Source organism: Mariniflexile soesokkakense (genome assembly GCF_039650365.1).
Classification (GTDB): Bacteria; Bacteroidota; Bacteroidia; order Flavobacteriales; family Flavobacteriaceae; genus Mariniflexile; species Mariniflexile soesokkakense.
Genome location: NZ_JAZHYP010000007.1, coordinates 111,852 through 126,256 on the forward strand (window position 1 = coordinate 111,852; position 14,405 = coordinate 126,256).

The 14,405-nt window shown below is 35.3% G+C and carries 10 protein-coding genes; 6 read left to right on the forward strand and 4 right to left on the reverse strand.

Going from position 1 to position 14,405, the window contains the following annotated elements; translation table 11 throughout:
- Positions 1–131 precede the first annotated feature (131 nt).
- On the forward strand, positions 132–1,367 hold the full coding sequence (locus VP395_RS13355) for a 3-deoxy-D-manno-octulosonic acid transferase (protein WP_346242521.1): 1,236 nt from the start codon (positions 132–134) through the stop codon (positions 1,365–1,367).
- Between the two features lie 55 nt (positions 1,368–1,422).
- Here the strand turns inward: VP395_RS13355 and VP395_RS13360 are convergent, their stop codons facing one another.
- The 4 genes from VP395_RS13360 to VP395_RS13375 all read right to left on the reverse strand — a co-directional run bounded on the left by VP395_RS13360 (position 1,423) and on the right by VP395_RS13375 (position 7,063).
- Positions 1,423–3,093 (reverse strand): sodium:solute symporter, encoded by a 1,671-nt coding sequence (locus tag VP395_RS13360; RefSeq protein WP_346242522.1) that lies wholly within the window; start codon positions 3,091–3,093, stop codon positions 1,423–1,425.
- Positions 3,094–3,125: 32 nt separating this feature from the next.
- Entirely contained in the window at positions 3,126–4,451 is a 1,326-nt protein-coding gene (xylA, locus tag VP395_RS13365) for a xylose isomerase (RefSeq protein WP_346242523.1), read from the reverse strand.
- A gap of 133 nt (positions 4,452–4,584) precedes the next feature.
- The gene (locus VP395_RS13370; RefSeq protein ID WP_346242524.1) at positions 4,585–6,072 is read right to left on the reverse strand and encodes a xylulokinase; all 1,488 of its coding nucleotides are present in this window, start codon (positions 6,070–6,072) and stop codon (positions 4,585–4,587) included.
- Between the two features lie 4 nt (positions 6,073–6,076).
- Complete coding sequence (locus VP395_RS13375) at positions 6,077–7,063, reverse strand: GntR family transcriptional regulator (protein ID WP_346242525.1); 987 nt, start codon at positions 7,061–7,063, stop codon at positions 6,077–6,079.
- A gap of 358 nt (positions 7,064–7,421) precedes the next feature.
- Between VP395_RS13375 and VP395_RS13380 the strand changes: the two genes are divergently transcribed.
- Genes VP395_RS13380 through VP395_RS13400 form a run of 5 tightly spaced genes read left to right on the forward strand, consistent with a single transcriptional unit; the run spans position 7,422 to position 14,351 of the window.
- A complete protein-coding gene (locus tag VP395_RS13380; RefSeq protein ID WP_346242526.1) occupies positions 7,422–8,720 on the forward strand; it encodes a nucleoside hydrolase-like domain-containing protein in 1,299 nt (432 codons plus the stop codon).
- Positions 8,721–8,772: 52 nt separating this feature from the next.
- The gene (locus tag VP395_RS13385; protein WP_346242527.1) at positions 8,773–10,164 is read left to right on the forward strand and encodes a pectate lyase family protein; all 1,392 of its coding nucleotides are present in this window, start codon (positions 8,773–8,775) and stop codon (positions 10,162–10,164) included.
- A gap of 18 nt (positions 10,165–10,182) precedes the next feature.
- Positions 10,183–12,135 (forward strand): pectate lyase, encoded by a 1,953-nt coding sequence (gene pelA / locus VP395_RS13390; RefSeq protein WP_346242528.1) that lies wholly within the window; start codon positions 10,183–10,185, stop codon positions 12,133–12,135.
- Positions 12,071–12,985: a carbohydrate-binding protein gene (locus tag VP395_RS13395; RefSeq protein ID WP_346242529.1), complete on the forward strand. Its 915-nt coding sequence runs from the start codon at positions 12,071–12,073 to the stop codon at positions 12,983–12,985. The genes pelA and VP395_RS13395 overlap by 65 nt, the downstream gene beginning before the upstream one ends.
- Before the next feature lie 28 nt (positions 12,986–13,013).
- Entirely contained in the window at positions 13,014–14,351 is a 1,338-nt protein-coding gene (locus VP395_RS13400) for a pectate lyase family protein (protein ID WP_346242530.1), read from the forward strand.
- The last annotated feature ends 54 nt before the right edge of the window (positions 14,352–14,405 follow it).

Genomic DNA, 14,405 nt, shown 5'->3' on the forward strand with positions numbered 1-14,405 from the left:
TATGGGTTGCAATGAGAATAGTTACAAACTTCCATATTAAGAGTTAATAAGCTACGAAATTACAAAATTAGTACACGGTAACCAATGAAATTATTTTAAAGAAATGTATTTTAGCCTCAAAGAAAAAAGAATTGGGTTTTATTTATAACATTGGTATCCACCTTGCTCATTTTGGCTTAAAATGCGCAGCGCCATTCAATAAAAAAATTAAAAGCGGTATTGTTGGAAGGCAAGAGACTTTTAGTACACTTAAAAATCACTTAAAAACGACTGACAAAACACTTTGGTTTCACTGTGCTTCTTTAGGTGAATATGAACAAGGACTTCCCGTTTTTAAAGCACTTCGGGAGCATTACAAATCACATAAAATTGTATTAAGTTTTTTTTCCCCTTCTGGTTATGAGATTCGAAAAAATTCACCCATTGCAGATGTTGTGATTTATATTCCTTTAGACACTAAAACGAATGCGAATCATTTTTTAGATTTAGTAAACCCCGAGCTCACTGTTTTTGTTAAATATGATATTTGGCCTAATTTTTTAAATGAAGTTAAAAGAAGAAAGCTAAGAGCTATTTTAATTTCGGCAGCGTTTCGGGAAAACCAGTCGTTTTTTAAGTTTTACGGAAACCAATTACGTGACGCTTTATTTGCTTTTGAACATATTTTTACCCAAAACGAAACTTCTAAAAAACTACTGCAATCTATAAATCATAATAACGTAACTGTTTCTGGCGACACTCGTTTCGATAGGGTTTCCAGTCAATTAAGTATAGATAACACTTTAGATTTTATTGAAGTTTTCAAACAAAACAAACTTTGTGTTGTTGCAGGAAGCACATGGCCAGAAGATGAAAGCTTACTAGTTAATTTCATTAATTCAGAAGCTTCAAAAGATGTTAAGTTTATTATGGCGCCACATAATATTAAATCCTCCCAAATAAAAAATATTCAAGAAAAACTAAACGTTGAAAGTGTGTTGTTTTCTGAAAAAGAGAACAAACAACTTGAAAATGCTCAAGTTTTTATAATAGATACCATTGGCATCCTTTCAAAAATATATAGTTATGCTGATATCGCTTATGTTGGAGGCGCCATGGGAACTACCGGTTTGCACAATACCTTAGAACCTGCTGTTTTTGGTGTACCGATTATTATTGGAAACAATCATTCTAAATTTCCTGAAGCTCAAGAGATGATTGATGGAGGTGGTATGTTTTCAATTTCAAACCAAAAAGATTTGGGTATTATTTTGAATGAATTAATTCAAAACAACCAAAAGCGATTACTCGCTGGAAAGAATAATTTAAAATACATTGAAACTAATAAGGGTGCTGTAACTAGAATATTAGCGTATTTGAAACTATAAAAAATATACCTACAAGGTTTTAAAAACCTTGCAGGATTTATAAATCTATACTTTTCTAAGTAAAATAGGCAAGTACCCCTACAACAATTATAACCAATAGAACTGATAAAACCACATCTATGGTATCGTAACTGCCTTTATTGGCGACTTTTTGTTCTTCAGAAAGCGTACCAAATGCCAATCCTTTTATGGTTTCATAATTTGGTGCTTGTGTCATCAAACTAACCGAAATACAAATAAACACCGAGAAAATAAACATAAATATTGCCATGTGCGCAAAATTAATAGTTGCAAAAGCATAGGCTATCCCTTCTACAGTTTCACCTGAAAGTATTTGTGGCTGGTAATATATTTCACTACTTAACCTTAAAACTAAAAGCACCAATCCCGTTAACAACGTTGTAATTGCTGCTGTAGAATTAACACGTTTCCAAATAATCCCCAGTAAAAATACTGCTGTTACCGGAGGCGCAATGTACGACTGTACATTTTGAAGGTACTGATACATAACACCACCACCAATTTTTTCCATAATTGGTATCCAAATAATACCTAAAACAACAATAAATCCTGTTGCTATTTTACCTGTATTCACCAAAACTTTCTCGGTTTTATCAGGATGCAATTTTTTGTAAATATCAATAGTGAAAATAGTTGAGCATGAATTAAAAACCGAAGCCAACGAACTCATTAAAGCTGCCATTAAACCACCAGCTACCAAGCCTTTTAAACCAACTGGCAATAAGGTTTTAACCAACATGGGGAATGCTCTATCTGCCTTTTCAACCGAAAATACTTCTGGATTTTGTATAGATAAAGCGAATGCAATAATACCAGGAACCAAGAAAATTAATATAGGAAGCAATTTTAAATAGGCTCCAAAAATAGCACCGCGTCTACCAATTTTAATATTGTTTGCAGCCAACGTACGTTGAACAATATACTGGTCTGTACACCAATACCAAATACCTACAATGGTACCACCAATTAGCAACCCTGTCCATGGAAACTGTGGGTCGTTCATAGGGCGCCACATATTAAAATGCTCTGGACTTACCGCGGTTACGGTTTCACGTAATTGAGACCAGCCTCCTACTTCTTGCAACCCTAAATAAGTAATAACTACCGAACCAAAAATTAAAATAATTGTTTGTAATGTTTCGGTGTAGATTACTGCTTTCATTCCTCCAACAACCGTATAGATTCCCGTAAAAATTACAATACCAATAGCCCCGTACCAAAACGGGATTCCTAAAAGTTCAGAAACCACAATACCACCAGCATAAATGGTTACAGACACTTTTGTAAGTACATAAGCTACCAATGAGAACAAGGATAGGAACCAACGCGAACGACTGTCAAAACGTTTTTCTAAAAACTCTGGCATTGTAAAGGCTCCACTTCGAATATAAAATGGTAAAAACAACCACCCTAGAAGTAAAACAATCCAAGCATGTAACTCGTAATGTGCCATGGGTGTACCAGATTCAAAACCAGTTCCTGCAAGTCCAACAACGTGTTCAGATCCAATATTGGAAGCAAAAATGGATGCTCCAATAACAAACCACCCGACGTTTCTACCTGCCAAAAAATAATCTTCGGTGTCCTTATTCTTTTGAAGTACCACCCAAACAGCCACCGCTATAAGCGCAAGGAAATAAATTCCTAAAACTATCCAATCGAGGTTTTCTAAAACCGATTGCATAACTAAAAAGTGATGTTTCATAAAATATTTAGTTTAGTTGGTAAAAGTTAATATTAAATATATTGGTTAATTATATTTTCGAACAATTCTTGTTTTCCGCTAGTTAATGGTAATTCACCATTTTCTTGAGCTATTTTGTATAAATCCTGTAAGCTTAATTTCCCAGCTTCAAAATCTTTTCCTTTACCAGAATCGAATGATGCATAACGTTCAGTTCTTAATTTATTATAAGCTGAAGACGTCATGATTTTATCGGCAGTAACTAATGCTCTTGCAAACGTATCGGCGCCACCAATGTGTGCGTGGAAAACATCTTCTAAATCGGTTGAGTTTCTTCTGATTTTTGCATCAAAATTAACACCGCCACCTTGCAAACCACCTGCTTTTAAGAATACCAACATAGCTTCGGTAGTTTCTTGAATGTTATTTGGGAACTGGTCTGTATCCCATCCGTTTTGGTAATCACCTCTATTAGCATCTAAACTTCCTAACATACCTGCTTTTGCAGCCACCTCAATTTCGTGTTGGAACGTGTGTTGCGCCAAAGTGGCGTGATTTACTTCAATGTTTATTTTGAAATCTTTATCTAAACCGTATTCTTTTAAGAAACCGATAGCAGTAGCTGAATCGAAATCGTATTGATGTTTTGATGGTTCCATTGGTTTTGGTTCGATGAAGAAGTTTCCTTTAAAACCTTGAGCACGGGCATAATCTCTACACATGGTTAAAAACTGACCCATGTGATCTAACTCACGACCCATATCGGTGTTTAAAAGCGTCATGTAACCTTCACGACCACCCCAGAACACATAATTTTCTCCGTTTAGAGCCATAGTAGCATCCAACGCCAATTTTATTTGTCCTCCAGCACGTGCTACCACGTTAAAATCTGGATTGGTAGAAGCACCATTCATGTAACGAGGGTTTGAAAAACAGTTGGCTGTTCCCCAAAGCAATTTCACGCCAGAATCGGCTTGTTTTTGTTTTAAATAATCGGTGATGGTTGCTAATCTATTTTCAGATTCTGCAAATGTTGCGCCTTCTTGAATTAAATCGTAATCGTGAAAACAGTAGTAACCAAATCCCATTTTTGTTGTGAATTCGAAAGCGGCATCGGCTTTATCTTTTGCTGCTTGAACAGCATCTGAAGACTTATCCCACTCGAAACTTTGTGTTCCAGGACCAAATGGATCAGACCCTTGCCCGCAGAATGTGTGCCAGTAAGCTACCGAAAATTTAAACCATTCACGCATGGTTTTACCTGCAACCATCTGGTCTGGGTTATAGTATTTAAATGCTAATGGGTTGTCTGATTCTTTTCCTTCAAATTTGATTTCTCCAATACCTTTGTAGTATTCTTTGTTTCCTATTAATGCCATTGTTTTGTGTTTTTGTGTTTATGTGTTTATGTGGTGTTACTGTTTGCGTTAGGGATTGTAGTGAAAATCCTTTTGCTTTTTTTAGCAAAAGATTGCAACGTAAAGCCCGACCCTTGTGGTAACGCCCAAATGTTTATTTTTTATTTATTATGATTTCTAATTCGGTTTTCCAGTTTTGATATGCTTCTTGATACGACGTTTTATCCTTAAAAGGCATGAAGGTCATCACGTGGTCGTTATCGATGATGGCTTTTCCAAAACTTTCGAAATCGCCTTTATGCAAATTAGCCGCACGTGCTGCACCAATGGCTCCTGTGGTATTGTAAATTTCTATTTCTTGCTCGATAAGTGTTGCCACGGTGTTCGCGAAAATTTCTGAACGAAACAAATTATCATTTCCTGCACGGATAACAGTTGGTTTGATACCATCGGATTTTAGAATTTCCATACCGTAAACGAACGAAAAGGCGATGCCTTCTAAAGCTGCACGACACATATGCCCTTTGTGGTGGTTATTTAAATTTAAATTAACAATTCTAGTCCCAATTTCCTTATTGTTCAACATGCGTTCGGCACCATTACCAAATGGGATTAAGCACACGCCATCAGACCCAACAGGAATTTCGGAAGCTAAGTTGTTCATCTCTTCATAAGAACTAACATCTAAATTATTTAACAACCAACGGTATTGGATACCGGCACCGTTGATACATAATAGTTTCCCTATTCTGGCATCGGCTCCTTTATTATAATTTACATGAGCAAAATTGTTTACTCTTGAACTTTCTTTGGCAGATAAACTATTGGTTACCGCATAAAAAACACCCGACGTACCACCTGTTGCTGCTACTTCGCCTGGGTTAAACACATTTAATGACAATGCGTTGTTTGGTTGGTCGCCTGCTCTGTAATAAATAGGTGTTCCTGCTGCAATACCGCTTTCGGCTTCGCCTTTAGCATCAACTACAGATTGTACGCCGAAAGTCTCGACAATATCTGGTATTAACGCTTTATCAATACCATAATGTTCTAAAAGGAAATCTGCTATGTTATCTTTGTTAAAATCCCAAAAAACACCTTCAGACAATCCTGAAATAGTCGTATTTATTATGTTTGAAAATTTATAAGCAATATAATCACCCGGAAGCATGAACTTATAAATGTTTTTATAAATTTCTGGCTCGTTTTCTTTCACCCACTTTAATTTCGATGCTGTAAAATTAGAGGGCGAGTTTAGCAGGTTTGCTGAACATGTTTCTTCACCAATAGCTTCAAAAGCTTTATTTCCTATTTCTACTGCTCTACTATCGCACCAAATAATGCTTTTGCGAAGTGGGTTTCCATCTTTATCAACCACCACCAAGCCATGCATTTGATATGAAATACCAATCCCTTTTATTTGAGTTCTGGTTACATTATGTTGCTTTTTTAATTTAGCAATGGCTTTACATGCATGTTGCCACCAATCGTTTGGTTTTTGTTCTGCCCATCCATTTTTTTGGGCAAACATGCTCATTTCTTGTTCTGGCTCTTGAACTACCCCTAAACTTTTCCCCGAAGCAACCTCAACAAGAGCTGCTTTTATAGATGAGCTCCCAATGTCTAATCCTAAATAGTACATAATTTTATAATGAATCTCTTAATATTAATTTAGTTGGTATGTATGTTTGAATTGAAGCTTCCTGATTAATAAATTCTGCAGCTTTAGCCCCAAGGGCATTAAAATCGGTTGAAACTACTGAAATGCCTTTATATATAAATTTTTTCGTTGGGGTTTCATTGTAAGATAAAAACCCCACATCGGTACCCGGTTCAAAATTATTGACTCTACACTGTTCCAAAAAAGTTCCAAGAATTCTATCACTTACACTTATATAGGCCTCTCCTTTTACAACAATAAAGTCGGACGGATCAGTAACTATTTTAAATTTAAATTTATTGCTTTCACAAAACTGTTTAAAAAAAGTCACCGATTCTGTAGGGTGTTTGGTAAATGTTGGATACACAAAAACCAATTTCTTATACTTTTTAAAAGGAACAACAGCCTCTGCCAAGGCCTCTAAAAATGCGTTTCCAAAATCTTGAAACACATAATTATTTGATGCTTTTGAGTACACATTCCAATCGATTAGCAACAACTTGTCGTTATCAAAATCAGACAATACATGTGGCACTTCTTTGTGATCGAAAGTCATTACCACATATTTAAAATATTTGCCTTTACTATTATTTAAAATAGTTTTAAAATTATTGATGTTATAATGATGAAATTGCACATCTACAATTACTTTTTTAGGTAAATTATTTATAAAAGCGTGGTACAATACTTCTTTATAAGCTTTAAACGTATCTAAAACCAGAAGCACTTTTCTTGTATCGTTTGCTACATAATACCCTTTATTCGGCACAGATTCTACAACCCCATTATCTTTCAAAATAGTGTAAGCTTTAAAAACGGTATCTCGAGATAGTTTATAGTCGTTACAAATAGCGTTTACAGAAGGTAAAGCATCACCACTAGACAGCGTATTATTAGCAAGTGCATCGTTAATGGCATTTACTAATTGCTGATACTTAGGTATGTCGCTATTAAAATTTATATCGAAAGTCATTAACCGTTCTGTTCTGTTCTGGTTTGCAAATATAGAAATTATTTTAATACCGCAAACATCTATTATTTGAAAAACAATAAATTAATATAAAACGAAGACATAAGACTTACTGCTTGCTCCATGAACTTAAACCTGTAATCTATAAACCTCATTTATATTAGAGATTTTTAAATTATTCCCTATTTTTTTTTGCAACTCCAATACTATTAAACTTTAACTATACATCACAAATAAAAATACTTTCGTTTATTTACGGTTTACTTCGTTTGTTTTCTTTTTTTTGTATATTTGAAACATATATGAATAATATTTTATTACCCAAAGCCTTATTCTAATTAAAAATTAAATAAATTTTATCATGATATATTATTTAAAAAAGGCAATCGATTATTTTGCATTGTTGCTTTTTTGTACATTTTTAACTCAATGTGGCATTGCTCAGCAAAAAAATGAAAAACCCAGGATATTAATAAGTAGCGACATAGGTGGAACTGACCCTGATGACTTTCAATCGATGATACATCTATTAATGTATGCTGATCAATTTCAAATTGAAGGATTAGTTTCATCTCCTTTTGGAAATGGAACTAAAGAAAATTTTTTAGACATGATTAATCTTTATGAAAAAGATCTTCCTCAATTATCAAAACATTCAAAAGAGTTCCCCTCTCCAAATTCATTAAGAAGCATCACAAAACAAGGCGCTAAATATGAAGCCCCTTATAAAGGTTTCAACACTACTACAGAAGGTTCAGATTGGATTGTTAAATGCGCTAAAAAGAAGAGTGACAAACCCTTATGGGTTTTAGTATGGGGCGGCATTGAAGATGTGGCCCAAGCTTTACACGATGCGCCTGAAATTAAAGAAAATATTAAAGTATACTGGATTGGTGGCCCTAATAAAAAATGGAGTATTAATGCATATACTTACATTGCTGAAAATCATCCAGATCTTTGGATGATAGAAGCCAATGCTACCTATAGAGGATGGTTTATAGATAATGATTCTCCAAAAAACATTACAGGAGAAGCTTATTATGGTAACTATATAAATGGTCGTGGTTCTATGGGCAAAGATTTTATTAAATACTATGACGGTCATATAAAAATGGGAGACACGCCTTCTTTAGTATATGTAATGAATGGAGACCCAAACGATCCTACTGGAGAAAGTTGGGGAGGTAAATTTACACCAATTAAAAGAAGTTCGAGAACTGTTTTTCAGCATAATTCCACACGAACCGACACTGTTCCTGCTTATGGCATTTTGGAATGGAAATTTAAAGGACCTGAACTAGCTATTCCTAAAGACTCTGTCTGTTTTAAATTAGAAATAGCAAAACAAATTTGGCCTGGTTATTATTTAGGTGATGGCATTTATGCCGTACGCTACTCTTCAAAAAAACCAGAAACAGGCTCTTATGTTACTATAAGCAATATTCCTGAACTAAATGGGCAAACGGGTCAATATACAAGTATTGTGCCCTGGCCTGGTAAACCAGGTCCAAATGATTATTTACTTGGCGATAATTGGTATAGTGATGTTACTGATAATGATTTATTTATAGATGACCAACAAGGAGCTAAAACTATTTCTAAGTACCGCAAAGCCTTTTTACTTGATTGGGCGAAAAGGTGGGAATGGCTTAAAAAATAATTATAATAAAAAACCAGCCTAAAATAAGCCTAAACAATTAATACTAAAAATCATGAAAAAACATTTCTTTACAGTTATTCTAACTGTTTTTGCTGGAATAGTTCTAAATGCTCAAAATATAGCATTCCCAGAGGCTGAAGGTTACGGAAAATATACGGTTGGAGGTCGTGGCGGCACCGTTTATGAAGTCACTAATTTAAATGATTCAGGTACTGGCAGTCTACGTGCAGCAGTTGAAGCAGAAGGGCCAAGAACCGTAGTATTTAGAGTGTCTGGTACAATAATCTTAGAAAGTGCACTAACAATTAAAAATCCATTTATCACTATTGCAGGACAAACAGCTCCTGGTGATGGGATTTGTTTAAGAAAATGGCCTTTAGTTATTGGTGCTGATGAAGTCATTATTCGATACATAAGAGTCCGATTTGGAAATGAGTCAGGTTCTGATGCCGATGCAGTTTCAAGCAGATATACTAAAAATATCATTCTTGACCATGTTTCAGCAAGTTGGAGTGTAGATGAAACCATGTCTATTTATCATTGTGAAAATGTAACGGTGCAATGGTGTATCATTTCAGAAAGTTTGTTTAATTCTAATCATATTAAAGGAATTCATGGATTTGGTGGTATTTGGGGATCTAACTATAGTAGTTACCATCATAACTTAATTGCAAATCATTCAAGTCGAAATGTTCGTTTTGCTTCAGGATCTGGAAATACTGACTATAGAAATAATGTTATATACAATTGGGGATATCAAAGTACTTATGGTGGAGAAAACCAACAAAAGGGTAATGACAAATTTAATTTATCAAACATTAACATGGTCGCTAATTATTATAAACCAGGGCCAGCAACACAATCTGGAAATGTTTCATACCGAATTGTAAATCCCTCTTATCGCGATGTAAAAACAGATTACGGGAAATGGTATGTAGCAGACAATTTTATGGAAGGAAATCCAGATGTGTCTGCAAATAATTGGAATGGTGGTGTGCAACCTCAAGGTGGCGATTCAGACCTCGAAATATTAAAAGCAAATGAACCTTGGCCTGCCATGAAAATCAAACAACATACGCCGCAAGAAGCTTATAAATTAGTACTTCAAAATGCGGGAGCTACGCTACCAAAACGTGATGCCGTTGATATTCGAATAATAAGTGATGCTCAAAGCGGTACAGCGTCTTTTGAAGGAGCTACTTATAAAGAAACTAAAAAAATGAAGGATACATCTAAAAAAAGCGGCATCATTGATACACCTAACGATGTTGGAGGATGGCCAGAATTAAAAAGCACTCCCGCCCCAATAGATACAGATCATGATGGCATACCAGATGCTTGGGAACTTAAAAACAAACTAAATCCAAAAAATGCTGCTGATGGCAACCAAGTTGGTAAAGACGGATATACTATGCTAGAAATTTACTTGAATAGTATTAATTAACAAGATTAATTTTGAACTATGAAAAAAATATACTGTAATATACTGGTCATAACTTGTTTGCTATTTTTAAATAATCTAACATATTCCCAAAAGAAAAGCGAAAGTAAACTTTCACAAATCAGAGTAAAACCAACCGTTAAACTGACCGAAGTACAATGGAACGGTGTAGGTTGTTACAAAATCGAAATGCCAATGGGAACGGTGTATTTCGAAAAAGACAAAGGGGTTTCAGGATTCAAAAGTTTTATAGACCCTGAAGGGAAAGACTGGATAGCTTCCTATATGGAACCGGGTCCTCATGGTGATTACCGCGGTTTTCCAAATAGTATTGGCAACTTTGGACATGCAGGTCGCGACAGTGGCTCAACAACTAAAATTGTTGACGGAATAACCGAAGGAGACCAAGTCATATTAGAATCAACCAATGGAAAATTTACTTTTCAATATTGGTTTTTTGTTGACAGAGTGGCTATCAAAGTACTCAAATCAGAAGGAGAATATAATTTTCTATTGGAATGTGTTTCAGGTGGTTCTGCTAATTCTGATGATTATTTTGTTTCTGCTGACGGAAAAAAACACATTCCAACTGCCGAAGGTGAGTTTTACGACTTTACACCCGAATGGTTTTATATAGGTGATCCAAAAGCTAAAAGCGTTTTATTTCTTGCAAAAACTCCAAACGATGATGCTCCAAATGAAAATCACCGTCAAATTCTTTCAACAGGAGAACACAATATGGATCTTTATAGTTTTGGACGCACAGGAAAAGAAGAAAAATACCAAGTTCGAGGTATGAGTGGTAACGAACACATATGTATCATTGGATTTATTCCTTCAGACAAGGCACATAATGAAATTACAGCAATGGTGGAAAGTTTTCTAGCAGAACCTTTTACTAGTGGTGTAAAACCTGTAAAATTTTGGAGTAGTGATATACTAAACCGCGATAAAAAATGGTATGGTTCAGAAGAGGCTTTAGAAATAGCAAAAAATGTAATTCAGTACCAATCACCACATGGAGGTTTTCCTAAAAGCACCGACCTAACCAGAGCACCACTAACTCCTGGAGATATTCCACCAGAAGGACGAGGACGCGCTAATAGTATTGACAACGATGCTACTTCTGTACCTATGGAGTTTTTAGCCAAAATAATCACAGCAACTAATGACGAAAGTTTGAAAGCATCTTTTGCTCGTGGTCTTGATTATCTATTTGCAGCGCAATATCCAAATGGAGGCTGGCCTCAATTTTGGCCTTTAAGAGGAGATGAATATTACTCTCGAATTACATATAATGATGCTGCAATGATTCAGGTTATGCAACTACTTTCTGGAGTAGCTGGAGGGAAAGCTCCTTATACTTTCGTAGATATTAATCGTAGGTTAAAAGCAATATTAGCAGTAAATAAAGGGCTGGATTGTATTCTAAAAACACAAGTAAAGCAGAAGGAAAAACTTACCGCTTGGTGTGCTCAGTATGATGAGAAAACATTGCTGCCAGCATGGGCTAGAAAATACGAACCACCTTCTTTATCAGGTGGCGAAACTGTTGGGATTATTCAATATTTAATGACTATAGAAAACCCAACACCAGAAATAATTGATGCAGTAAACGGCGGCATTTCTTGGTTACAATCTGTTGCAATCAAAGGAGTACGACTGGATAAAAAACGTAATCCTGACGGAAGAGCAGAACGTATTTTAGTAAAAGATTCGAAAGCACCACTTTTATGGGCTCGTTTTTATGAATTGGAAACAAATAGACCTATTTATTTAGATCGTGATTCGGTGTTTCGCTATAATTTTAACGAAGTGGGTTATGAACGCCGTAGTGGTTACGATTACCACGGTTATTGGGCAGCAGATTTAATTGCCAAAGAATACCCAAGTTGGAGCGCAAAATACAATGCTACTAAAGCCAAAGGAATTGGGCAAGCCAATCAAAATACAAAAAAAAACTGTAATTGTTGAAGCAGAAAACGGTAAATTCTCTGGGATAATAGATCGACACAGTTGTTGGCATAATGTGATGTTGACAGACGCTCCACATTCTACACATTCAGGACGTGGCGTTGTAGATACAGACAATAAAACAGGAAGCTATATTGAAGTAACTTATGATGCAACATGGTCAGGACCACACCTTATTACAGCTAGATATACTCATATAAAAAAGGATCTACGACCAGGAACGATATCGATAAACGGTAATAATGTTGGCACACTTACAATGTTTCAAACAAATGCTTTACCTGCTTGGAAAACAGAATCTATAGTAACCGATTTAAAAAAAGGTAAAAATATAATTCGTTTGAGTGCTATTAATGTTGGAGGATTACCAAATATGGATTATATCAAAGTGGCTGAGGTTCGAAATATTCCAGAAGGAGACCTACCCAACATTCTAATTCTAGAAGCCGAAGATGGAGTTTTTACCGGAAAAGAAGATCACCACAGCTGTTGGAATTTTATTGCACAAATACATGGCAAACATTCTGGTTTTACAGGTGAAGGCTATGTAGATACCGATAACAAAAAAGGCAGTTTTATTGAGGTAGAATACAATGCTTTAAAAGGAGGTGAATACAATTTGGGTGTTCGTTATGTTCACGGAAAAACAGATGTTCGACCTGCCCAAGTGGTAGTTAATAATACCATTGTAAATCCATCTATGGTTTTTGTACCAACTCCTGCTTGGACAGAATGGACAACCATTACAACTCCAATAAAACTAAAATCTGGTAAAAATATTGTGAGATTAAATGCCGTTAGTGAAGAAGGCTTAACCAATATTGATCACTTTAAATTTACTGTTAACTAGTATTAATTAAAACATATCAAATTATCTAATGAAAACAGCATTTATATTTGTAGCAATTATATTTAATTCATTGGGGTATTCCCAAGATCAACTCGCATTCCCAACCGCCGAAGGGTTCGGAGCCTATTCTAAAGGTGGCCGTGGTGGCGAAGTAATTCACGTAACGAATTTAAACGATAATGGAGAAGGCAGTTTACGCTGGGCCATAGAACAAAAAGAGCCTCGAACTATCATTTTCGATGTTTCCGGCACTATCGAACTAGAAAGCAGACTGGATGTAAAAAACCCCTTTATAACAATTGCAGGGCAAACCGCTCCAGGAGATGGTATTTGCTTAAAAGGAGAAACCCTAAAAATATTAACACACGACGTTATAGTTCGATATATACGTGTTCGAGTTGGGGATGCAAAATTTAACGTAGGTGGTACCAACCAAGGTAAAGATGCTATCGACATTTCATTTGGCGAAAATATTATAGTTGACCATTGTTCCGCTAGTTGGAGCTTAGATGAAGCATTATCAACATCATCCTATAAACCAACTCTCACTAAAGTTACCGTCCAATGGTGTTTTATTACAGAAGGCCTAAACCCTGACAATCATGGTTTCGGATCACTAATTCGTGGAACTAAAGGTGCTAAATATAGTTATCTCTACAATCTATATGCCCATAACCGTGGTCGCAATCCGCGTCCAGGAAATTACGATTCTAACCCTTATAATGAAGATCCAGAAGGACTACTACTTGATTTTAGAAACAATGTACTATACAATTGGGGAGGTGGACATGCTGGTTATAACGCAGACAAAAAAAGCGTTACTCGATTAAATTATGTAAATAATTATTTAATTACGGGTTCAGACTCAAAAGAAACAGGAATTGCTTATTCTACTGGTTCTCCTTATAACCGCTCTTATTTTTCAAATAATTATTATAATCACAAACTACCAGAAAACCCTTGGGATTTGGTAAAATATAACGATAGTTGGACGGATGAAAACATTAAAAATCACAAACAAGATAAACCTTTTGAAATTGGACACATAAAAGATATAGATGCTAAATCATCCTATTTACATGTACTAAATAACGGGGGTGCAAGTTTACCAAAAAGAGATAATGCAGATGAACGTATTGTGAACGACGTTAAAAATAGAAGTGGAAAAATCATAAAAAGTCAAGAAGATGTTGGTGGCTGGCCAGAACTAAAAAGCATGGCTACTCCAACTGATACTGACCAAGATGGTATGCCAGATGATTGGGAAATTAAAAACAAACTTAATCCAAAAGATGCTTCTGACAGAAACTTAATTGGAAAAGAAGGATATACGATGCTGGAAATTTACTTAAACAATATAAAGTAATAAAGATTCAACATCTTTTACATTAATAAACAATCTAAAAAAAACTAAATTCAT